Source organism: Pseudomonas sp. NPDC087817, assembly GCF_044742875.1.
Taxonomy (GTDB): Bacteria; Pseudomonadota; Gammaproteobacteria; order Pseudomonadales; family Pseudomonadaceae; genus Aquipseudomonas.
On sequence record NZ_JBIUVJ010000059.1, the window covers coordinates 1 to 22,643 of the forward strand.

The window sequence follows — 22,643 nt, forward strand, 5'->3', positions numbered from 1 at the left end:
ATCCTGCAACCGGACGGCACCACGTCCTACACCCGTGACGGTACTTTCCACCTCGACTCCAACGGCCAGATCGTCAACGCCAGCGGTTTCGCTCTGGAACCGGCCATCGTCATTCCGAACGATGCCCAGACCTTCACCGTGGGTCGCGACGGCACCGTGTCGATCTCCGTTGCCGGCAACCCTGCCGCTCAGGTGATCGGCAACCTGCAAACCGCCGACTTCATCAACCCGGCCGGTCTGCAAGCCGTGGGTAACAACCTGTTCCTAGAAACCGCTGCTTCCGGCGCGCCGCAAGTCGGTACTCCGGGCTTGAACGGTTTCGGCACCACGCTGCAGAACACCCTGGAAACCTCCAACGTCAGCACCGTTGAAGAGATGGTCAACATGATCACCACTCAGCGCGCTTACGAGATGAACTCCAAGGTGATTTCCACCGCCGACCAGATGCTCTCGTTCGTAACGCAGAATCTGTAATCAAGTCTATGAGGCGGCCATGAGGTCGCCTGCAACACCGTGAGGTAGGGTCATGAATCGCTTCGTATCTGTTCTGGCATTGAGTGGAGTCGTCTCGCTCGCGGGCTGCGTCGCTCCGACGCCCAAGCCCAATGACCCTTACTACGCCCCGGTGTTGCCGCGCACGCCGTTGCCGGCTGCGGCCAATAACGGCTCGATCTATCAGGCCGGGTTCGAACAGAACCTGTACAGCGACCGCAAGGCGTTCCGGGTCGGTGACATCATCACCATCACCCTGAACGAGAAGACCCAGGCGAGCAAAAACGCCAACTCGCAAGTGGCCAAGAACAGCAAGACCGGCATCGGCCTGACTTCGTTGTTCGGCGGCAGCGCGGTGACCAACAACCCGTTGGGTGGCAATGACCTGAGCCTGGACGTCGGCTACAGCGGCGACCGTGCGACCAAGGGTGACAGCAAGGCTGCGCAGGGCAACACCCTGACCGGTTCGATCACTGTGACCGTGGCTGACGTATTGCCCAACGGCATCATCGCCGTGCGCGGTGAGAAGTGGATGACCCTCAACACCGGTGATGAGCTGGTGCGGATCGCCGGTCTGGTGCGCGCGGATGACATCGCCACCGACAATACCGTGTCGTCGACCCGTGTCGCCGATGCACGCATCACCTACTCGGGCACCGGTTCGTTCGCCGATGCGAGTCAGCCAGGCTGGTTCGACCGTTTCTTCCTCAGCCCGCTGTTCCCTTTCTAGGTGGCTACGTTGAATTTCAAGAGCCTTATGGTGGCCGCGCTGTTGATGTCGGCGGCCTTCACAGCACAAGCCGAGCGGCTGAAAGATATCGCCAGCATTTCCGGCGTGCGCTCCAACCAGTTGATCGGATACGGCCTGGTGGTCGGGCTTAACGGCACCGGTGACCAGACGACGCAAACTCCGTTCACCCTGCAGACCTTCAACAACATGCTTTCGCAGTTCGGCATCAAAGTGCCGCCGGGCTCGGGCAACGTGCAGTTGAAAAACGTCGCGGCGGTGTCGGTGAGTGCCGATCTGCCGGCGTTCGCCAAACCGGGTCAGCAGGTCGATATCACCGTTTCCTCGATCGGTAACTCCAAGAGCCTGCGCGGCGGCACCCTGTTGCTGACCCCGCTGAAGGGTATCGACGGCAACGTCTACGCCATCGCTCAGGGCAACCTGGTGGTCGGCGGTTTCGATGCCGAGGGTCGTGATGGTTCGAAGATCACCGTTAACGTGCCGTCGGCCGGTCGTATCCCTGGCGGTGCCTCGGTGGAGCGTTCGGTGCCGAGCGGTTTCAACCAGGGCAACAGCCTGACGCTGAACCTCAACCGTTCCGACTTCACCACGGCCAAGCGCATCGTCGACAAGATCAACGACATGCTCGGCCCTGGCGTCGCGCAAGCCATCGACGGCGGTTCGATCCGTGTGACTGCGCCGCTCGATCCGAGCCAGCGCGTCGACTATCTGTCGATCCTGGAAAACCTCGAAGTCGATCCGGGGCAGGCGGTGGCGAAAGTCATCATCAACTCGCGGACCGGCACCATTGTCATCGGCCAGAACGTGAAAGTGTCGCCGGCCGCCGTGACTCACGGCAGCCTGACCGTGACCATCACCGAAGACCCGATCGTCAGCCAGCCCGGCCCTCTGTCCAATGGTCAGACTGCGGTCGTGCCGCGCTCGCGGGTGAATGCCGAGCAGGAAGCCAAGCCGATGTTCAAGTTCGGCCCTGGCACCACACTCGACGAGATCGTCCGTGCGGTGAACCAGGTCGGCGCGGCACCGGGTGACCTGATGGCGATTCTTGAAGCATTGAAGCAGGCCGGCGCGTTGCAAGCCGACCTGATTGTGATCTGAGGCCGACCACCATGGATATGCGCAAGAGCGGTCTGGTCAGCAGCAGCGATTCGGGTTCTTACTCTGACCTCAATCGTCTGAACCAGCTCAAGGTTGGCGACAAGGACAGCGATGCGAACATGCGCAAGGTGGCGCAAGAGTTCGAATCGCTGTTCCTCGGCGAGATGCTCAAGTCGATGCGTTCGGCCACCGAAGCGCTGGGCCAGGACAATCCGCTGAACACGCCGGCGGCCAAGCAGTATCAGGAAATGTACGACCAGCAACTGGCCGTTTCCATGTCTCGCGAGGGCGGTGGTATCGGTCTGGCTGACGTGCTGATGCGGCAGATGTCGAAGAACAAGCCGATGGCGCCGGGCGAGGCAGCCGCAGCCTCCGCCGCCAAACAGGAAGAAGCCAAGGCCAAGGCGCTGGCCGTGGCCACGCCGGTTGCCGCAGGCACCGTCGCCACCAACGGCCCGTTGTCGCGCCTCAATGGCGAGCGCCCGTTGTGGGCGTCGCGCTCGGTCAATGCGCCGAACACGCAACTGGCGCACCGCAACGACATGGAAATGATCAACCAGCGTCGACTGGCCTTGCCGCCGAAACTCGCCGATCGTTTGCTCGCAGGTCTGGTGCCGTCCGCGATGCCGACAGCCGCCAGCCAATTGCCGCAACGCGCCACGACGGCTGCCACCACTGGCGCCGGTCCGCTGTACAACGGCGACTGGCTGGCCCGCGCCGAGTCGGACAAGGCGGCTGGTGGGCAGATGCAGATTTACGGTCGGGCGATGGCGCAGATTCCGCTGGCGCCCGCGAAGAAAGCCTTCAGCTCCGCCGACGAATTCGTCAACACCATGTTGCCGATGGCCAAGGAAGCTGCCGCGCGTATCGGCGTCGATCCGCGTTACCTGGTGGCGCAGGCCGCGCTGGAAACCGGCTGGGGCAAATCGGTCATGCGCGCGCAGGATGGCAGCAGCAGCCACAACCTGTTCGGCATCAAGGCCAGCAGTAACTGGAAGGGCGATTCGGCCCGGGCAATCACCAGCGAGTTCCGCAATGGCGCGATGGTCAAGGAGACGGCCGAGTTCCGTTCCTACGCCTCGTACAAGGATAGTTTCCACGATCTGGTGACTTTGCTGCAGAGCAACAATCGCTATCAAGATGTCGTGAAGTCTGCCGATAACCCAGAACAGTTTGTACGCGAGTTGCAAAAGGCCGGTTACGCAACCGACCCGAACTACGCGACGAAGATTTCGCAGATAGCCAAGCAGATGAACAGTTTTGAAAACTACGCTGCGGCGGGCGTTTCCACCACGCCTTTATAAGGCACAAGGTATAAGGTCTGAACCATGAGTTTGCTCAATATCGGGATGTCGGGGCTGTCGGCTAGCCAGTCCTCTCTGGCTACGACAGGCAACAACATTGCCAACGTCGATACCGCCGGTTATTCACGCCAGCAAACCGTGCAAGGCACCAAGGCCTCGCAGCAAGTCGGCAACGTTTTCATCGGCACGGGGACCACCCTGGCCGACGTGCGCCGGGTCTACAACTCGTACCTGGAAACCCAGTTGCACACGGCGACCTCGCTCAACAGCGAAGCAGCGTCGTATCTGGCGCAAGCCAAGCCACTGGACGGCACGCTGTCGGACGTCAACACCGGCCTGACCGGTGTGCTGCAAAAATTCTTCACCTCGATGCAGAGCGTATCGACCTCGGCCACCGATGACACTTCCCGTCAAACGGTGCTGACCGGCGCACAGGCACTGACCGGCCGTTTCAACTCCATCGCCAAGCAGTTGAACGACCAGAACACCACCATCAACGGCAACCTGACCGACATGACGGCCCAGGTGAACAAGCTGGCCAACTCGATTGCCGGCCTGAACCAGAAGATCGGTGAGATTTCTACCAGTGGCGGTCAGCCAAACGATCTGCTCGACAGCCGTAACGAAGCCGTACGCCAGTTGTCCGAACTGACCGGCGCGCAGGTCGTTGAGCGTGGCACCAGTTTCGACGTGTATATCGGCACCGGCCAGCCGCTGGTGATCGGCAACACCACCAACACCCTGAGCACCGTTGCGAGCAAGGATGACCCGACGCGCATGGCGATCCAGATGGATCGCGGTTCGAGTGTCATCGATATCACCTCGGCGATGAGCGGTGGTGAAATCGGTGGTCTGCTGACCTATCGCAAAGAAGTCCTCGATCCGTCGCTGAACGAACTGGGGCGCGTGGCCCTGGTTATCGCCGATCAGATCAACAGCCAGCAAGCCCAGGGCATCGACAAGAACGGTGACTTCGGCGCGGCGATTTTCAACAACATCAACAGTGCGGCGCTGATCAGTCAGCGCAGTATCGCGCAGTCGGGCAACAGCGCAGGCTCGGGCAACCTTGACGTTACCATCAAGGACACCGGCAAGCTGACCACCAGCGATTACCAGGTCACGTTCACCAGCGCTACCGACTACACCGTCAAGCGCTCGGACGGCACCGCCATGGGCGCCTTCAGCACGACGACCAATCCGCCACCGGTGATCGACGGTTTCACGCTGGCACTCAAGGGCGGCGCGTTGAGCGCGGGCGACACCTTCAAGGTGACCCCGACCCGTAACGCTGCAGCGAGCATTCAGACCGTACTCACCGATCCGAAGAAAATCGCTGCAGCCGGTCCATTGACCGGTGTGGCCAGCGCTGCCGGTTTGGGCACCTACACCCAGCCGACGCTCAGCGACAGCATCAACATCTACAACCCGACTGCTCAGGCCGATATGCAGGCGGCGTTGAAGAATTCGACACCGGTAAAACTGGTGTTCGGCGATCCGAGCGGCGGCAGTCAGTCTTACAAGTTCGTCGACGCGAAGGGCGGAACCATCAGCTCCGGCACCATCGTTCCGGGGCAGGCCAACACCCTGAACCTGAAAGTAGGCATCGTCGATGCCAGCGGCAACCCGGTGCTGGACACGAGCGTCACGCCTAACGTGCAGAAAACCTTCACCGTGCAAACCACGGTTGGCGGTACGCCGAAACCGGGCGAAACCTTCACCATGAACCTGACCGGTGCGGCGTCTTCGGATAACCGCAACGCCCAGGCGCTGGTCGGCCTGCAAACCAAGCAGACCGTCGACACCGGCTCGGCGAGCAAGGGCATCAGCCTGACCGACGCCTACAACAAACTGGTGACCAATGTCGGCACCAAGACCGCGCAAGGCATCTCCGACGGTGAAGCCACCTCGGCAATCCTGAAGCAGGCCGCCGACTCGCGCGATTCGTTGTCCGGGGTCAACCTGGATGAAGAAACCGGCAATCTGGTCAAATACCAGCAGTACTACACAGCGTCTTCGCAGATCATCAAAGCTGCGCAGGAAACTTTCGCCACGCTGATCAACAGCCTTTAAGGAGTCGTAATTCATGCGCATTTCCACCGCTCAGTATTACGGAACGCAAGCTTCGGATTATCAGCGTAACTTCAATAAGGCGCTGGCCACTGCCAGCGAGGCGAGCAGCCTGCAACGCATCAACACCGCAGCCGATGATCCGGTTGGCGCCGGTCGCTTGCTGCAACTGGGTCAGCAGGCAGCGATGCTGGATCAGTACAAGACCAACGTCGACACCACCACAAATTCGTTGAATGTGCAGGAGTCCACGCTGGATTCCATCACCACCGCACTGGCGCGTGCCAAGGAACTCGCCCTGGCCGCCAACACCGGCACGCGCACCGACAAGGATCGCCAGGCTTACGCTTCGGAACTGAATCAGATCCAGCAACAAGTGCTGGGCTTGATGAACTCCAAGGATGCCAACGGCAACTACATGTTCTCCGGTTCGAAGACCGATACCGCGCCTTACTCGCAGAATGCCGACGGCACTTACACCTACAACGGTGACCAGACCACGATCAACCTGGGCATCGGCGACGGTATGACGGTCGGCACCAACACCACCGGTTGGGATGCCTTTCAGCAGACCATCAACACCGGCCGCACCAGCACCAACATGACGGCTCCTGCAGTGGATGACGGCCGTGTCGTGCTGTCCAGCGGTACCGTTGGCAATGTTGCCACCTACAACTCCAAGTTCTCCGGTGGTCAGCCGTACACCGTCAGCTTCGTCAGCAGCACCCAACTGCAAATCACCGATGCGCTGGGTAACGACGTGACGGCCGAAGCCAGCCAGAACGGCGCGATCGTCAACACCACCGGCACCAACCAGTCGGTCAGTTTCCGTGGCGTCGACCTGAAGCTGAACATCAACCTGAAAGCGGGGGACACCAACCCGGACGCGGTCATTGCCGGGCACAGCTTCCAGCTGTCGACCCAGCCTGACTCGTTCACCACCGCGCGCAGCCCGGGTAACCCGTCTACTGCGGTGATTACCGGTTCGACCATCACCGACCAGTCGGCCTATACAAACGCCTTCCCGCAAGGCGGCGCGGTGCTCAAGTTCACCAGCGCCACGGCGTTCGATCTGTATGCGGCGCCAGTCACTGCGGACAGCAAACCCGTGTCGTCCGGCACCGTGGCTGGCGGCAACGCGACCGCTGCGGGCGTGACTTTCGCGCTGGGCAACACTCCGGCCGCTGGCGATCAGTTCTCGATCCAGCCGAACAATCACCAGACCCAGAACGTGCTCGACACGCTGGGCCAGATGATTACGGCATTGAATACGCCGATCGACGGTGATGATGTTGCCAAGCAGAAGTTTCAGGGTGTCATGGAGTCGGGTCTCGGCAACATCGACGCCGCTACCAACCAGATTGGCGCTTCTGTCACCACCATTGGTGCCCGTGGCCAAGCGCTGGAAATGCAAACCGCGACTAACCTGAGCCTGAGTACGGCGAACACCACGACCCAAGGCTCGATCCGCGATTCCGATCCGGCCGAAGTCATGACCCGTCTGACCTTGCAGCAGACCATGCTGCAGGCCGCGCAACTGGCGTTCAGCAAGATCAGCCAGTTGGGACTGTTCAACAAGATCTGATGATTAACGGGCGCGTGAGCGCCCGTTCGCTCTATCCCCAAGTAATGTTTTTTAGCGGTTTCAAGGGCTCGCTGTACCCGGCGGGCTTTTGCCGCCTGTGAGCCCGCCGTGAAGTCACTCCCTCTCGTCAGCCTTGTCATTCCCGCCTTCAATCCACGCTTTTTCGAGCGAGCTTTGCGTAGCGCTGTCGGCCAAGGTTATGGCCATCTGGAGATCATCGTTTGCGATGACAGCCGTGGCGTCGAGATCGAAAACATCGTCTCGACTGTCGGCGAGGAGACCGGCGTCGCCGTCCGTTATGTACGCAACCCGCGCACGTTGGGTCTGGTCGGCAACCTGAAAGCTTGCCTGGATCAGGCGCAGGGCGAGTTCATCAAGTTTCTGTGTGACGACGATTTGCTCTATTCCGCCTGTATCGAGCAGCAGGCGCACGAGATGCACCGTGCCGAGGTCAGCCTGGTGCTGGCGCAGCGACTGCTCTGGGACGCGAACGACATCATCCTGCCTGCGCGTCTGGAAAACACCTCGCTGTCGCCGGTCAGTGGCCTGTTCAAGGGCGACGATTTGCTGGCGATATTTGAAAAATTCCCGGTCAACGTTCTGGGCGGATTCAGCAACGCGCTGTTTCGCCGCGCGGACGTCGTCGAGCTGCTACCGGCACTGACCGAGGAGGGCAGTTGCTTCGTCGCGTCCCTGGATTTCGCCTTGTATATCTGCCTGCTGCGACGCGGCAATCTGGCGGTGTCCAACAACGTGTTGAGCGCCGAGCGTCTTTATCCGGAGCGGCTGAGCGCGCAGCAACCGATGAAGGATGCGATGGACGTCGAGCGCGAGTGGCTCTCGCAAATGCTCAAGGCCCGCAACGGTGAGTCGGCGCCTGCGCCAGGCTGGGTGCGTTATATCCCGCTGGCAAAGGCTGATGAATCACCCAGGATTTGGGAAGAGCTGCCGTTGAGCCGTACCCTGGGCTCCAGGCAGAGCCGTCAGGAGTGTGGCGTCGGGGTAGACAGCCTGAGTTTCGGCGAACTCTACGCGCAATGGCTGGAATGCCGGGTGCTCACCGAAGGACAGCGCAAGTTGCTCCCGGAAACCATCGCCGCTTGGTCACACCAGCCACGGATCGTGCCGATCATCATCGACGGCAAAGGCAGTCGCGATGGTGTGGAGCGCACGCTGGAGGCCCTCGCCAATCAGGATTACCCGGCGGAACTGGTGCTGGTCCTGTCCGCGTCCTGTTCCGAAGCGGAGCTGGATGGCCGCGTGTTTCGCCTGCCGCTACAAGACGACGGGCTGGAGCAGCTCAACACCTTGCTGCCGCAACTGGAAGGCGCCGACTGGTTCTACCTGCTGCAACCCGGTGATCGCCCGGTGGCCACGGCGTTGCTGATCATGGCTGACCGGATTGCCCATTCGCGGTCTTTCACATGCCTGTACAGCGACGAAGGCAGTCTGCGCAATGGCGAGTCGGCAGAACCTGCGTTCAAGCCGGACTTCAACCTCGACCTCATGCGCAGCTATCCCTACGTCGGGCGGGCTCTGGCGTTCAAGCGCGAGCGGGTTCTGGCGCTGGGAGGCCTTGCGCCTGACTTCGCACAACTGGCGCCTCACGACCTGCTGTGGCGCATGGTCGAGAGTGACGGCACTCAGGTGATCGGGCATATCGCTGAAGTGTTGCTCGAATCGAAATTCGATCTGTCCCAGTGGCTCACCGACCCGGGTGTCCTGGAGCAGAATCCGCGGGTGCTCAATGCGCATCTGCAGCGCCTGGGGATTGCCTACGAGACCCGACGCGAGGGCAGCGAGCTGCTCAATCGGGTCGACTATCGCCATGCCCGCCGCCCGTTGGTGTCGGTGATCATCGTCGCTCAGGATCAGACGGCTGCCTTGCAGCGGTGTGTCGAAACGCTGCTGGAAAAGACCGCTTACACCGCCTACGAAATTCTCTTGGTCGACAGCGGCAGCGAAAGCGCCGAGGCCCAGGCCTGGCTCGACGGTATGGGGCAGTTGGGCGGTGAGCGGATTCGGGTGTTGCGCTACCCGCAAAAGAACAACCTCGCTGCCATTCACAACTTTGCCGTTGGTCAGGCGCGCGGCGAGTATGTGGTGCTGCTCAATGCTTTTGCGGTGATTACTCAAGCCGACTGGCTCGACGAATTGCTCAATCATGCGCAGCGTCCCGAAGTCGGGGTGGTCGGCGCCAAGTTGTACGACCCGGACGGCGGTGTGCTGCATGCCGGTCTGATTCTCGGTTTGCAAGGGCCGGCCGGGCTGCCGTTCTTTGGTCAGCCGATGCAGTCGGAGGGCTATATGTTCCGGTTGCAGGCGGTGCAGGATCTGAGTGCCGTCGGCGGTGACTGCCTGATGGTGCGCAAGTCGGTCTTCGAGGAGGTTGCGGGGCTCGACGAACAGGACTTGAAGGTCACGTACAACGTCGTGGATCTGTGCCTGCGTGTCGGCCGCGAAGGTTATCTGGTGGTGTGGAATCCGCATGCCAGGCTGGCTGTGGGCGCCCGCCCGATTATCGAGGCCACGCGCGAAGATCAGCAACAGCACGAGCGCGAGCAGGATACGTTTTATCAGCGCTGGTTACCGCAGATCGCCCGCGATCCGGCATACAACGTCAACCTCGCCCTGCATGGCGTCGGTGCCAGCAACTTCAGCCTCGAACCGGGTCTGCTGACCGGCTGGACTGCGTTTTCCAAGTCGCAGCTGCCCAATGTACTGTCGGTGCCGATCAATGCTTCTGCGATTGGTCATTACCGCATGAGCCAGCCGATGATCGAGCTGGTGGCGGCCAATCGGGTCGAAGGGCGCATCTGCTACGGCTTGCCGTCGATCGTTGAAATCGAGCGTCAGGCCCCCGACGTGATCGTGCTGCAAGGGCGCTACTCGGAGCACGCCATCGATGAAATCCCGCCACTGAAGAAGTACTTCAGTGCCCGGCGGATCTTCGAACTGGATGACTATGTGATTGACGTTCCCCATCGCAACGCGCACATCCGCAACATGCCGAGCAAGCAGGACATGGAGCGCATGGTACGCCGGGCGATCGGCCTGTGTGATCGGGTGGTCGTGTCGACTCAACCCTTGGCCAATGCGCTCTCGGACATGCACCACGACATTCGTGTGGTGCCGAACATGCTTGCCAAGGACCTCTGGAGCAACCTGCGCAGCCGCCGCCGCACCTCGAAGAAACCCCGTGTCGGCTGGGGCGGCGGCACCAGTCACCACGGTGATCTGGCGGTGATCGCGGATGTCGTGCGCGAACTGGCCAACGAAGTCGACTGGGTGTTTTTCGGCATGTGCCCGGATGACCTGCGGCCGTACATGCATGAATTCCATGGTGTGATCGGCCTGGACGTGTATCCGGCCAAACTGGCCAGCCTCAACCTGGATCTGGCCCTTGCACCGCTGGAGTTCCACATCTTCAACGACTGCAAGAGCAACCTGCGTCTGCTGGAGTACGGCGCCTGCGGCTACCCGGTGATCTGCACCGACACCGAGGCCTATCGCGGCTACCTGCCGTGCACGCGGATCAAGACCAACACCACCGATGAGTGGCTGCAGGCGATTCGCATGCACCTGGCCGATCCTGATGCCAGCTACCGCATGGGCGACGAGTTGCGTGAGGTGGTGCTGCGCGATTACGTGCTGCGTGGCGATAACCTGCGCTACTGGGAAAATGGCTGGCTGGCGGACTGATCGGTTCGCGCAATACCCTCCCCAAAAAACAGGCGACTTTCGAGTCGCCTGTTTTTTTTCGTCTGCAACAAATGTGAAGGCGTTGGTTTGACGTTCGGGAAGGGACTGATCCGGTTTGCATGAACCGGATCAGGCCGTTTTTTTGCGCTCGCCGATTGGCTCTGCGAGCTGGCGCGTTTCCTGCAAGTCCCCCTTAAATCGCCATAAAACGAGCGCTCGCGGTCATTGCCCCTGCGCCCGGCACGGCAGAAAGGTTTAGCCAGAAGGCCGCGACGCGCAAGAAAGCGACGCGCAGCCCTGTGACGAGCGAGAGGGGAGAGGATGAAGGCAGTAATTTTGGCGGGTGGTCTGGGCACACGCATCAGTGAAGAGTCGCACCTCAAGCCCAAGCCGATGATCGAGATTGGCGGCAAGCCAATTCTCTGGCACATCATGAAGCAGTACTCCGCCCACGGGATTCACGATTTCGTGATTTGCCTGGGCTACAAGGGGTACGCGATCAAGGACTTCTTCGCCAACTACTTCCTGCACACCTCCGATGTGACCTTCGACATGCGTGAAAACCGCATGGATGTACACCAGAATTACAGCGAACCATGGCGTGTGACGCTGATCGATACCGGTGAAGAGACCATGACCGGTGGCCGCCTGGGGCGAGCCGCGCGCTATCTGGAAAATGAGGAAGCCTTCTGCTTCACCTATGGCGACGGCGTTTCCGATTTGAACATCGGCGCGTTGGTTGATTTCCACCTGACCCACGGCAAACTGGCCACCGTTACCGCCGTACAACCGCCGGGACGCTACGGTGCGCTTGATCGCGAAGGTGATCGGGTCTTGGGTTTCACCGAGAAGCCACGCGGCGACGGTGGCTGGATCAACGGCGGCTTTTTCGTGTTGTCGCCCAAAGTCCTGCCGCTGATCGAGGGCGATTCGACGTCGTGGGAGTCGGGTCCGCTGGACGGTCTGGCCGCACGCGGTGAGTTGATGGCGTTCCAGCACGACGGTTTCTGGCAGCCCATGGACACCCTGCGCGACAAGAATCATCTCGAAGCGCTGTGGCAGAGCGGGGAGGCCCCATGGAAACAATGGGACTGAGCGCGGATTTCTGGCGCGGCAAACGTGTACTGGTCACCGGCCACACCGGTTTCAAAGGCAGTTGGCTGACCCTGTGGCTGCAAAGCCTCGGCGCGCAAGTCAGCGGCTTTGCCCTGGAGCCGTCGACCGAGCCGAGCCTGTTCGAACTGGCGCGCGTGCACGAAGGCATCAATGATCAGCGCGGTGATCTGCGCGATCTCGGCGCTCTGTTGGAAATCATCGCCGACACCGAGCCTGAGATCGTTCTGCATCTGGCTGCACAACCGTTGGTGCGCGAAGGCTATCGCGATCCGCTCGGTACCTACTCCAGCAACGTCATGGGCACGTTGAACCTGCTTGAAGCGATTCGTCAGGTCGGCTGCGTGCGCGCCTGCGTGCTGGTGACCACCGACAAGGTCTACGCCAACAAAGAGTGGCTATGGCCCTACCGCGAAGACGAAGCCCTCGGTGGTCACGATCCTTACAGCAGCAGCAAAGCCTGCTGCGAGTTGCTTGCACAATCCTATGCCGCGTCGTTCTTTCCGGCGGACAAGTACGCCGAACACGGTCTGGCCCTGGCCACCGCGCGCGCCGGCAACGTCTTGGGCGGCGGCGATTTTGCACCGGAGCGACTGATTCCCGACGTGCTCAAAGCCTGGACGGCCGACGAGCCGGTGACTCTGCGCTATCCGCAAGCCGTTCGCCCATGGCAGCACGCGCTGGAGCCGCTGGCCGGTTATCTGCAACTGGCCGCCGGCCTTTACGAAGAGGGCCCGGAGTACGCCGGTGCCTGGAACTTCGGCCCGGGCGAGGCGGACATGTGCAGCGTTGGCGAGGTGGTCGAATTGCTCGGCAGCCGCTGGCCGCAGGCGCGTGGCTTGCGCATCGAACCGAGTGAATTGCACGAGGCCGGCCTGCTGCGTCTGGACAGCAGCCGCGCACGCCAGGTACTCGGCTGGCAACCACGCTGGACCTTGCAGCAATGCCTGACCCAGACCCTCGACTGGCATCTGGCGTGGCAGAACGGCGATGACATGCGCAACGTGACACTCGGCCAATTGAACCTGTACCGAGGCGCGCTGTGAGCGAGTTTTCCCTGAAGGCATTGCCGCTGGCCGGCCTGTTCAGCGTCCAGCACAAACGTTTCGAAGACCAGCGCGGGCACTTCGCCCGGCTGTTCTGCGAAGGCAGTCTGAGTGCGTTCGGCAGCGAATTCCATATCCGCCAGATCAACCATTCCTGCACCCGCGAGAAGGGCAGTGTGCGTGGTCTGCATTATCAGAATGCCAATGCGCCGGAAGCCAAACTGATCACCTGCCTGCGTGGTGAAGTGTGGGATGTGGCGGTCGATCTGCGCCCCGATTCCGCAACCTTTTTGCACTGGCACGCTGAGCATCTCAAGGCCGGTGACGGTCGCAGCCTGTTGATCCCGGCCGGCTTCGCCCACGGTTTCCAGACGCTCACCGAAGACGCCGAATTGCTCTACCTGCACAGCGCCGATTACGCGCCGGAGCATGAGGGCGGTCTGTCGGTGAACGATCCACGGCTGGCGATTGCCTGGCCGTTGCCTGTCAATAATTTGTCAGCGCGTGATTCCAGCCATCCCGCGCTCGATCAACACTTTGCTGGAGTGCGTCTATGAACTGCCGTGGGTGCGCCGCACCGCTGAGCCTGCCGCTGATCGACCTCGGCACCTCGCCGCCGTCCAACGCCTATGTGCATGCCGATCGCCTGGATCAGGCTGAGCAATGGGTGCCGTTGAAGGTCGCCGTGTGTCAGCAATGCTGGCTGGTGCAGACCGAGGATTACACCCGCGCCGACAGCTTGTTCGATGCCGAGTACGCTTACTTCAGTTCGTTTTCCAGCACCTGGCTCGCGCATGCCGAGCGTTATGTGGCAGAGATGGTCGAGCGTTTTGGCCTGACTGCCGACAGCCGCGTGGTTGAAGTCGCCGCCAACGACGGTTATCTGCTGCAGTACGTGGCCGCTCGCGGCATTGCGTGTCTGGGCGTTGAGCCGACGCGCAGCACCGCACAGGCAGCACGCGAGAAGGGCCTGGAAATCCGCGAACTGTTCTTCGGTCGCGACACCGCCTCGCAGTTGCACAGCGAAGGCTGGGGCGCTGACCTGATGGCGGCCAACAACGTGCTCGCGCATGTGCCGGACATCAACGATTTCCTCGCTGGTTTCGCCACTTTGCTCAAACCGGCCGGCGTCGCCACCTTCGAATTTCCACAACTGCTGACGCTGATGGCTGGCGCGCAGTTCGACACGCTGTACCACGAACATTATTCCTACCTGTCGCTGACCGCCGTGCAAGCCCTGTGCGAGCGCAATGGCCTGGAAGTGTTCGACGTCAGCCAGTTGACCACCCACGGTGGATCGCTGCGGGTGTTCGTGCAGCGCAAGGATGGCGAACGTCGTCCGGTGCAGGCAGCAGTGCATCAACAGTTGCAGGCGGAACTCGAGGCCGGGGTGAAAACTACCGAGTACTACGCGACCCTCGCGCCCGCCGCTGAACGCATCAAGCATGAACTGCTGCGCTTTTTGTTACAGGCCAAGGCCGACGGCAAGCGTGTGGTTGGCTACGGTGCGGCAGCCAAGGGCAATACCTTGCTCAACTACGCCGGGGTCAAACCTGACCTGCTCGCCTGGGTGGCGGATGCCAATCCGCACAAGCAGGGCAAGTTTCTGCCGGGCAGCCGTATCCCGATTGTCGCGCCTGAGCGTATTGCCCAGGAACAGCCTGACTACATTCTGGTTTTGCCGTGGAACCTGTTGAGCGAAGTGACGCAGCAACTGTCGGCGGCCAAGGCATGGGGCGCACGCTTTGTCGTCGCCGTTCCGGAGTTGATCATCCAATGAGCAGAATTCATTACACCAAACCCAGCGTTGGCGAACTTGAAGCGCAGTATGCCCTGGACGCCGTGCAGAACGGTTGGGGCGCACGTTGCTACGAATACCTGACACGTTTTGAGCACGGCTTTGCCGAGCATCTGGGCGCAACCTACGCCATCGCCACCTCCAGTTGCACTGGCGCGCTGCACATGGGCATGGCAGCCCTGGGCGTTGGCGCTGGCGACGAAGTGATCCTGGCCAACACCAACTGGATTGCCTCGGCGGCGCCGATCACTTACCTCGGTGCTACGCCGGTGTTTGTCGATGTGCTGGCCGACAGCTGGTGCCTGGATCCGCAACGGGTCAGAAGCGCGATCACCCCGCGCACCAAGGCGATTCTGGCAGTGCACCTGTACGGCAATCTGTGTGACATGGACGCGCTGCTCGCCATCGGTCGCGAATTCGGCATCCCGGTGATCGAAGACGCGGCGGAAGCCATCGGCTCGCAATGGCGCGGCAAGGCTGCCGGCTCGCTGGGGGCTTTCGGCGCTTTTTCGTTTCATGGCACCAAGACCATGACCACCGGTGAAGGTGGCATGTTCGTCACCTCGGACAAAGCCTTGTATGAGCGGGTCCTGACCCTGTCCAACCATGGTCGTGTGGCCGGTTGCACCAAGCAGTTCTGGCCGGAGTTTGTCGGCTTCAAATACAAGATGAGTAACCTGCAAGCGGCTGTCGGCTGTGCGCAGGTCGAGCGCATCGACGAGTTGATCGAGCGCAAACGGGCGATTTTTGCCAACTACGCGCGAGCGCTCGAAGGTGTGCCGGGGGTATCGCTCAATCCCGAGCCAGCCCATGGCCGCAATGGCTACTGGATGCCGACCGTGGTGTTCGATGCCGACACCGGCATCCACCGCGAGCAAATGATCGCTGCCTTCCAGGCCGCCGACATCGACGCCCGGGTGTTTTTCTGGCCGCTGTCGTCGCTGCCGATGTTCAGCGAATACGTGGTCGATACGCCGCTGGCGTTCGCACTCCCTGAGCGCGCCTTCAACCTGCCGAGTTATCACGACATGACCGACGCCGATCAGCAGCGGGTGGTGCAAGTGGTGCTCGATCTGCTGGCGCGCAGGCACGCATTGTGAAGATGTATCTGCTGGGGGCGGCCAACCCGGAAGCGGTGCGCATGCTGCACGCCGTCAAGCGCAGCACGCCGAACATCGAATTCGCTTTTCTGGACAACGATCCGCGCAAGCACGGCACGCTGTTTCACGGGGTGCCGGTGCTCGGCGGGTCCGAACTCGTCGGCGAACTTAATGGCGAGGACGTGCGCTTCGTCAATCTGATCACCGGCAGTACCCGGTTACGCTACGAAACCACCTGCCAGTTGGTCGACGCCGGTGCGCGACTCGGCCAGTTCGTTCATCCGGGTATCGACCTGAGCATGATCCGCATGGGGCAGGGCAGTTACCTGCAGGAAGGCGTGCTGATGCAGGCCGAAGTGACACTGGGCGACAACACCAGCATCAGCGCCGGCAGTGTCGTGGGGCATGAAGGGCAGATCGGCCACTCGGTGTTCATGGCGCCGGGCGTGTGTATCGCAGGTTGCGTGGAAATCGGTGACGGGACCTTTATCGGCACCAACGCCACGATCCTGCCGCGCTTGCGCATCGGGCGCTGGGTGACCATCGGTGCCGGTGCGGTCGTGACCAGGGATGTTCCGGATTTTTCGGTCGTGGTGGGCAATCCCGCCAGGATCATCAAGACCAACGCAGTGCCTTACCCGGACGCCAGAGTGTTCAGGTAAGCCGTTTCCCGAATTTTTGGAGAGTTGCAATGAATCCGCATGAACAGTTTCGCGAAGAAGTAAAAGCCAACATCGAAGGCCTGCAGCAAGACAAGGCCTTGCAGACCGAGTCCCTGGACTGGGTCGGCACCACGGCCAGACACAAGTACACCTACAACTTCAGCTGGATGGGCCGGCCGATCATTCAGTTCCCGCAGGACATGGTTGCGATGCAGGAAATCATCTGGAACCTGCGTCCGGACGTGATCGTCGAGACGGGCATCGCCCACGGCGGTTCGCTGGTGTTCTATGCCTCGATTCTGGAACTGATCGGGCATGGCGAAGTGTTGGGCATCGACATCGATATCCGCGAGCACAATCGCGAAGCGATCGAAGCGCACCCGATGTTCAAACGCATCAGCATGATCCAGGGTTCGAGCATCGACACCGCGATCGTCGATCAGGTGCGCGAGCGTGTGCAGGGCAAAAAAGTCCTGGTGGTGCTGGACTCCAACCACACCCACGAGCACGTCCTCGAAGAGCTGCGCCTGTATGCACCACTGGTTTCGGTGGGCAGTTATTGCGTGGTCATGGACACCGTGGTCGAAGACATGCCGGCCGATGCTTTCCCGGATCGTCCGTGGGGCAAGGGTGACAACCCGAAAACCGCAGTGTGGGCTTACCTGGAAGAAAACACCGATTTCGAGATCGATCAGTCGATTCACAGCAAATTGCTGATCACAGTCGCGCCGGATGGTTATCTGCGTCGCGTGCGTTAATCGACAAACAACGATGAGTTTTCGGCGACTCGCCGCGTGTGGGGAATATATGCAAGGCAAGAACACTTCTGAAACCGGTCTGGCACTCAACGAACAGTTGACCATTGTGCTGATCTCTCACGAACGCCCGGCGTTTCTGCGTAGAGCCATTCGCTTCTACAGCAGCCTGCCGTGCAGGATTCTGGTGCTGGATTCGTCGGCGGTGGCGCTGGCGGGCATCCCTGCCGAATTCACCAACGTGGATTATCAGCACTTGCCGCAGTTCGGCTACTGGGGCATTCGCGCCAAGCTCGCCTACGGTGTCGAGCAGTTGCAGACGCCTTACATGGTGTTCGCCGCCGACGATGATTTCCTTGTGCATGACGCCCTGCATGAAGCCGTGGCGTTCATGGAAGCCAACCCCGATTACAGCCTGTGCCATGGCTACAGCATGATGTATCTGGCGTTGGCCAACAGCGTCAATTACTACCGCCGCGACAAGAAAGTCTGCGAGGACTACTCGGCCGATCAGGCCGAGGATCGCCTGCTCGATTACATGCATCAGTACCTGCCGCCGTTCTATGCGGTGCAGCGTACGGCGATCTTGCGCGACTGGTACAACGCGATGCCGCAAGACACGATCTTCCAGTGGCAGGAAGTCGGTCACACCTATTACATGCTGGCTCGGGGCAAGGCGCGGATTCTGCCGATTCCTTATGTCGTGCGCGAAATCAACTACGAACAGTCTGATCACAACACCGAGATCTATCACTCTCTGGCCTATATGGACGCCAAGAGCGTGGCCGGACGTGAAGCGTTTGCCGAGTTCCTTGCCGGGCTGCCGACCCAGCTTGGGCATCAGGATCCACAGCAGGGCAAACAGTTTGTTCTGAAGAGTTTTGCCACGCTCGCCGAAAGCCTGCAGACCAACCGGGCACTCACCGCCGAGCTGATCTTCGAGTCGACATGGATCGATATCGAGGCCGGGCCACAGCGTCGCTTCGGTCCCAAGCAATACGTTGAAATGCCGTTCTACAACCAGGTGTTTTTCGATCAACTGACTCAATTCGAGTTTCTGTTGCACGCGATGCCGGCCGGACGCGTTCAGCTCAAGGAGCTGGAGGGTATCTGGGCTCGCCAGCAGAGCCTGATGCTGGCACGCAACAATGACACCCCGGAAAGCGTGCTCGACCGCTTGTGGCAGGCGCACGACCTTAACGTGTTCAATCGCACGGTGATCAAGCAACTGATCGCGCAATTGCAACCGCTGGACGAGGAAGACGACGCGCCAGTGCTGCGTGACTGGGTCGCGCGCCTGGACGCAGCGTTGCTCGAAGGGCATCAGCCTGTATTCGAGAAAATGCTGACCGGCCGCCTGCTCAAGTGGCTCGCTGCGCGTACGCCGGATACCGAACAGGCTGCGGCGATTGCCCGGCACCTGGCCGACAATGGCGGTGGTCCGCAGTTCGGCATTTTCCTGCTCGATCTGGACAACGACCTCGACAAGTTGCAGATCTCCCTGGACAGCTTGCTCGAAGGCCACAGCAAAGCCTTCAAGGTCGTGGTCTTCACCACGGGTGAGCCGCCAGCTGCAACCACTGCACAAAATACGCTGCACTTTGTGCGAGTGACCCAAAGCAACTTCGTCGACAAGCTCAACCAGAGCGTCAATCAATCGACCAGCGACTGGCTGCTGCTGGCGGAAGCGGGTGAAGAGTTCACGGCTGCCGGCCTGTTGCGTGCCAGCCTGGAATTGATGGCGGCGCCAGGTGTGCGTGCGGTGGCCACGGATGAAATCCAGCGCCAGGAAAATGGTGCGCTGGTAAATATGTTCCGCCCGGGCTTCAACCTGGATCTGCTGCAGAGTGTCCCGTCACTGATGGCGCGGCACTGGTTGATTCGTCGCGAAGTGCTGACTGAACTCGGTGGTTATCAGGTCGATTTCAGCAAGGCGCTGGAACTCGATGTGCTGCTGCGCATCATCGAGCAGGGCGGCCTCGACGGCCTGGCCCATCTCGACGAACCGTTGCTGATCACCCGCGCGCCGGAACTGACAGAAAATGCTCACGAGCGGCAGGCGCTGCTGCGCCATTTGGGTAATCGCGGTTACAAGGCTCAGGTCACCTCGACGCAGCCTGGCACCTGGCAGATCGACTATCGCCATGCCGAGCGGCCGCTGGTCTCGGTGATCGTGCCTGCCGGCGACGATCTTGGCGCCTTGCAACGCTGCCTGGATGGCGTGCTGCTCAGAACCCGTTACACCCGCTATGAGCTGTTGATTGCGGTCAACCCGAACCAGTCGGCCGAGATCAATGACTGGTTGGGAACGCTGCGCAACGCCAAGGTGCAGGTGCTGCATGCAGATCGCCCGCTTGATCAAGTGGCGCTGTACAACGCGGCCAGCCAGCAGGCGCAGGGCGAATATCTGGTGCTGCTGGCCACCGACAGTGAAGTGGTCAACCCGAACTGGATCGAGTCGTTGCTCAATCACGCCCAGCGTCCTGAGGTCGGCATCGTCGGTGCCAAACTGGTGGACCGCGACGGCAAGATCTCCCAGGCAGGTTTGATTCTCGGGTTGAACGGCGGGGTGGCTTCGGCCTTCATCGGCGAGAAACACGCGAGCGAAGGTTACATGCAGCGCCTGGCGGTCGAGCAGAACTATTCGGCGGTGTCGAAGGTGTGCCTGATGGTGCGCAAAGAATTGTTCAACGCACTGGGTGGCCTGGACGAAGTGACCTTCGCCGACGGCTTCAGCGATGTTGATCTGTGTCTCAAGGCCGGGCAGGCCGGTTACCTCACGGTGTGGACGCCGCTGGTGCAGGTATTGCACACCGGCGAGTTGCCGCAAGCCCCTGACGCATTGTCTGCATTGCGTGAGAAGTGGAGCGCGGCCTTTGCACAGGATCCGGCGTACAACGCCAACCTGGCGCTGACCGGCAAAGGTTTTACCCTGGGTGAAAGTGCCCCGATCAATTGGGCGCAATTGCTCGGCTAAGCCTGGCGAACAGGACACAGGAATTCAGATATGTTCAACGGCAAATCAATCTTCATCTCCGGCGGCACCGGCTCGTTCGGGCGCAAATTCATCGCCCGTCTGCTGGAGCAATACCAGCCCAAGCGCGTGGTGGTGTTCTCCCGTGACGAGTTGAAGCAGTACGAAATGCAGCAGACGTTCAACGCACCGTGCATGCGCTATTTCATTGGTGATGTGCGCGATGCCGAGCGTTTGCGTCAGGCCATGCGCGGCATCGACTACGTGGTACATGCCGCTGCGTTGAAGCAAGTGCCTGCGGCGGAATACAACCCGACCGAATGCATCCGCACCAACGTCAATGGCGCGGAGAACATCATTGCCGCCGCCATCGACAACGGCGTGAAAAAGGTTGTGGCGTTGTCTACCGACAAAGCGGCCAGCCCGATCAACCTGTACGGTGCGACCAAGTTGCTCTCGGACAAGTTGTTCGTCGCCGCCAACAACATTGCCGGCGAGCAGGAAACCCGTTTTGCCGTTGTGCGCTATGGCAATGTGGCCGGCTCGCGGGGTTCGGTGGTGCCGTTCTTCAGCAAGCTGATCGCCGACGGCGCAGAGCATTTGCCGATCACTGACGAGCGCATGACGCGGTTCTGGATCACCCTCGACCACGGCGTGCAGTTCGTGCTCGACAGCTTCGCGCGGATGCACGGTGGTGAAGTGTTCGTGCCGAAGATCCCGTCGATCCGCATCGTCGATCTGGCGCACGGCATGGCTGAACATCTGCCGCACAAGAACGTCGGCATTCGTCCCGGCGAAAAACTCCATGAGTTGATGGTGCCGCTGGACGATGCACGGATGACCCTTGAGTTTGCGGATCACTACACCATCCAGCCATCGATTCGCTTTACCAGTGTCGATGTCGATTTTGCCGTCGACAAACTCGGCGAACGGGGTCATGCCGTGAGCGAAGATTTCGAATATCGCTCCGACACCAATCCGCATTTCCTCTCGGTCGGGCAGATCGCCGACCTGCACGCGAAGCTCTCGGCATGATCCCCTATGGTCGGCAAAGCCTCGATCAGGCAGACATCGATGCCGTCGTCGAAGTGCTGCAGTCGGACTGGCTGACCCAGGGGCCGAGCATCGAGCGTTTCGAGCAGGCCATGGCCGAGCGTTGCCAGGCCGATTACGCCGTCGCGGTGAGCAACGCCACGGCGGCTCTGCACATTGCCTGCCTGGCGGCTGGCCTGGGGCCGGGTGATCGGTTGTGGACGACGCCGAACACCTTTCTCGCGTCGGCCAATTGTGGGCGGTACTGCGGGGCTGAAGTTGATTTCGTCGACATCGATCCACTGACCTGGAACCTCGACGCTGTCGCCCTCCAGGCGAAGCTCGAGCAGGCCGAGCACGACGGCACATTACCGAAAGTCCTGATCGCGGTGGCGTTCTCCGGGCAGAGCTGCGATATGCGCAAGATTGCCGAACTGGCCGAGCGCTACAACTTCACCGTGATCGAGGATGCCTCGCACGCGGTGGGCGCCAGCTACGCCGGGCGTCCGGTGGGTTGCGGTGAATTTGCGGCGATGACCGTATTCAGTTTTCACCCGGTGAAGATCATCACCTCGGGTGAGGGCGGCATGGTGCTGACCAATCGTGCGCAGCTGGCCGAGCGCTTGCAGCGTCTGCGCAGCCACGGCATGACCCGTGATCCGCAGCAGATGACCGAGCCCAGCCACGGTCCCTGGTATTACCAGCAGATCGAGCTGGGTTTCAATTACCGGATCACCGATTTGCAGGCTGCGCTGGGCCTGTCGCAACTGGCCAAGCTGGACGACTTCATCGCGCGTCGTCGTGAACTGGCGGCGCGCTATGAGCGTTTGCTGGCCTATCTGCCGCTGACTTTGCCCAGTGCGCAGCCGGAGGCGGAGTCGGCGTGGCATCTGTACGTGGTGCGACTGCAGACCGAGCGCGTCGGCCTGACGCATCGGCAGGTATTCGAAGGTTTGCGTGCAGCCGGTATCGGAGTGAATCTTCACTATATTCCCGTGCATTTGCAGCCGTACTATCGCGACCTGGGTTTTGCCGAGGGCGACTTCCCCGAAGCCGAGCGTTATTACGCCGAGGCGATCAGCCTGCCGCTGTATCCGTTGCTCAGCGAGGAACAGCAGGACCATGTGATCGAGCAGTTACGTCGGCTGACCGAATGAATCCCGCTGC

General features: G+C 61.0%; 17 protein-coding genes. All 17 read left to right on the plus strand.

Annotated elements, in window-relative coordinates:
* Nucleotides 1-474 (plus strand): flagellar hook-basal body complex protein (locus ACIONG_RS24795; RefSeq protein ID WP_401303302.1); only part of this gene is annotated, 474 nt, incomplete at its 5' end.
* Nucleotides 475-526: 52 nt separating this feature from the next.
* Nucleotides 527-1,222 carry a flagellar basal body L-ring protein FlgH gene (flgH, locus tag ACIONG_RS24800; RefSeq protein ID WP_213027923.1) on the plus strand — a complete coding sequence of 232 codons (696 nt, stop codon included), beginning with the start codon at nt 527-529 and terminating at the stop codon, nt 1,220-1,222.
* A 27-nt stretch (nt 1,223-1,249) separates the two neighbouring features.
* On the plus strand, nt 1,250-2,338 hold the full coding sequence (locus ACIONG_RS24805) for a flagellar basal body P-ring protein FlgI (RefSeq protein ID WP_213028755.1): 1,089 nt from the start codon (nt 1,250-1,252) through the stop codon (nt 2,336-2,338).
* Nucleotides 2,339-2,349: 11 nt separating this feature from the next.
* The gene (gene flgJ, locus ACIONG_RS24810) at nt 2,350-3,642 is read left to right on the plus strand and encodes a flagellar assembly peptidoglycan hydrolase FlgJ (RefSeq protein WP_213027924.1); all 1,293 of its coding nucleotides are present in this window, start codon (nt 2,350-2,352) and stop codon (nt 3,640-3,642) included.
* Nucleotides 3,643-3,666: 24 nt separating this feature from the next.
* Entirely contained in the window at nt 3,667-5,712 is a 2,046-nt protein-coding gene (flgK, locus tag ACIONG_RS24815) for a flagellar hook-associated protein FlgK (RefSeq protein ID WP_103305342.1), read from the plus strand.
* A 13-nt stretch (nt 5,713-5,725) separates the two neighbouring features.
* A complete protein-coding gene (locus tag ACIONG_RS24820) occupies nt 5,726-7,294 on the plus strand; it encodes a flagellar hook-associated protein 3 (protein ID WP_401303305.1) in 1,569 nt (522 codons plus the stop codon).
* A 108-nt stretch (nt 7,295-7,402) separates the two neighbouring features.
* A complete protein-coding gene (locus ACIONG_RS24825; RefSeq protein WP_401303307.1) occupies nt 7,403-10,996 on the plus strand; it encodes a glycosyltransferase in 3,594 nt (1,197 codons plus the stop codon).
* A 321-nt stretch (nt 10,997-11,317) separates the two neighbouring features.
* Nucleotides 11,318-12,091, plus strand: a complete 774-nt coding sequence (gene rfbF / locus ACIONG_RS24830; RefSeq protein ID WP_103305345.1) for a glucose-1-phosphate cytidylyltransferase — start codon at nt 11,318-11,320, stop codon at nt 12,089-12,091.
* Nucleotides 12,073-13,155: a CDP-glucose 4,6-dehydratase gene (gene rfbG, locus ACIONG_RS24835; protein ID WP_401303310.1), complete on the plus strand. Its 1,083-nt coding sequence runs from the start codon at nt 12,073-12,075 to the stop codon at nt 13,153-13,155. Before rfbF ends, rfbG begins: the two co-directional genes overlap by 19 nt.
* Nucleotides 13,152-13,712: a dTDP-4-dehydrorhamnose 3,5-epimerase family protein gene (locus ACIONG_RS24840; protein ID WP_213027931.1), complete on the plus strand. Its 561-nt coding sequence runs from the start codon at nt 13,152-13,154 to the stop codon at nt 13,710-13,712. The genes rfbG and ACIONG_RS24840 overlap by 4 nt, the downstream gene beginning before the upstream one ends.
* Nucleotides 13,709-14,935: a methyltransferase domain-containing protein gene (locus tag ACIONG_RS24845; protein ID WP_401303312.1), complete on the plus strand. Its 1,227-nt coding sequence runs from the start codon at nt 13,709-13,711 to the stop codon at nt 14,933-14,935. The genes ACIONG_RS24840 and ACIONG_RS24845 overlap by 4 nt, the downstream gene beginning before the upstream one ends.
* Nucleotides 14,932-16,053 carry a DegT/DnrJ/EryC1/StrS family aminotransferase gene (locus ACIONG_RS24850; protein ID WP_315446255.1) on the plus strand — a complete coding sequence of 374 codons (1,122 nt, stop codon included), beginning with the start codon at nt 14,932-14,934 and terminating at the stop codon, nt 16,051-16,053. The genes ACIONG_RS24845 and ACIONG_RS24850 overlap by 4 nt, the downstream gene beginning before the upstream one ends.
* Nucleotides 16,050-16,715: an acetyltransferase gene (locus tag ACIONG_RS24855; protein ID WP_103305350.1), complete on the plus strand. Its 666-nt coding sequence runs from the start codon at nt 16,050-16,052 to the stop codon at nt 16,713-16,715. The genes ACIONG_RS24850 and ACIONG_RS24855 overlap by 4 nt, the downstream gene beginning before the upstream one ends.
* A 29-nt stretch (nt 16,716-16,744) precedes the next feature.
* Nucleotides 16,745-17,473 (plus strand): cephalosporin hydroxylase family protein, encoded by a 729-nt coding sequence (locus ACIONG_RS24860; protein WP_401303315.1) that lies wholly within the window; start codon nt 16,745-16,747, stop codon nt 17,471-17,473.
* 49 nt (nt 17,474-17,522) lie between these two features.
* Entirely contained in the window at nt 17,523-20,447 is a 2,925-nt protein-coding gene (locus tag ACIONG_RS24865) for a TIGR00180 family glycosyltransferase (protein WP_213027935.1), read from the plus strand.
* A gap of 30 nt (nt 20,448-20,477) precedes the next feature.
* Entirely contained in the window at nt 20,478-21,479 is a 1,002-nt protein-coding gene (gene pseB / locus ACIONG_RS24870; protein ID WP_103305353.1) for a UDP-N-acetylglucosamine 4,6-dehydratase (inverting), read from the plus strand.
* The gene (pseC, locus tag ACIONG_RS24875) at nt 21,476-22,633 is read left to right on the plus strand and encodes a UDP-4-amino-4,6-dideoxy-N-acetyl-beta-L-altrosamine transaminase (RefSeq protein WP_401303317.1); all 1,158 of its coding nucleotides are present in this window, start codon (nt 21,476-21,478) and stop codon (nt 22,631-22,633) included. Before pseB ends, pseC begins: the two co-directional genes overlap by 4 nt.
* The last annotated feature ends 10 nt before the right edge of the window (nt 22,634-22,643 follow it).

What these genes read in the sequence shown, in the direction of transcription:
- flgH (WP_213027923.1), top strand. Translation starts at nt 527, where the DNA reads ATGAATCGCTTCGTATCTGTTCTGGCATTGAGTGGAGTCGTCTCGCTC.
- ACIONG_RS24805 (WP_213028755.1), top strand. Translation starts at nt 1,250, where the DNA reads ATGGTGGCCGCGCTGTTGATGTCGGCGGCCTTCACAGCACAAGCCGAG.
- flgJ (WP_213027924.1), top strand. Translation starts at nt 2,350, where the DNA reads ATGGATATGCGCAAGAGCGGTCTGGTCAGCAGCAGCGATTCGGGTTCT.
- flgK (WP_103305342.1), top strand. Translation starts at nt 3,667, where the DNA reads ATGAGTTTGCTCAATATCGGGATGTCGGGGCTGTCGGCTAGCCAGTCC.
- ACIONG_RS24820 (WP_401303305.1), top strand. Translation starts at nt 5,726, where the DNA reads ATGCGCATTTCCACCGCTCAGTATTACGGAACGCAAGCTTCGGATTAT.
- rfbF (WP_103305345.1), top strand. Translation starts at nt 11,318, where the DNA reads ATGAAGGCAGTAATTTTGGCGGGTGGTCTGGGCACACGCATCAGTGAA.
- rfbG (WP_401303310.1), top strand. Translation starts at nt 12,073, where the DNA reads ATGGAAACAATGGGACTGAGCGCGGATTTCTGGCGCGGCAAACGTGTA.
- ACIONG_RS24845 (WP_401303312.1), top strand. Translation starts at nt 13,709, where the DNA reads ATGAACTGCCGTGGGTGCGCCGCACCGCTGAGCCTGCCGCTGATCGAC.
- ACIONG_RS24850 (WP_315446255.1), top strand. Translation starts at nt 14,932, where the DNA reads ATGAGCAGAATTCATTACACCAAACCCAGCGTTGGCGAACTTGAAGCG.
- ACIONG_RS24860 (WP_401303315.1), top strand. Translation starts at nt 16,745, where the DNA reads ATGAATCCGCATGAACAGTTTCGCGAAGAAGTAAAAGCCAACATCGAA.
- ACIONG_RS24865 (WP_213027935.1), top strand. Translation starts at nt 17,523, where the DNA reads ATGCAAGGCAAGAACACTTCTGAAACCGGTCTGGCACTCAACGAACAG.
- pseB (WP_103305353.1), top strand. Translation starts at nt 20,478, where the DNA reads ATGTTCAACGGCAAATCAATCTTCATCTCCGGCGGCACCGGCTCGTTC.
- pseC (WP_401303317.1), top strand. Translation starts at nt 21,476, where the DNA reads ATGATCCCCTATGGTCGGCAAAGCCTCGATCAGGCAGACATCGATGCC.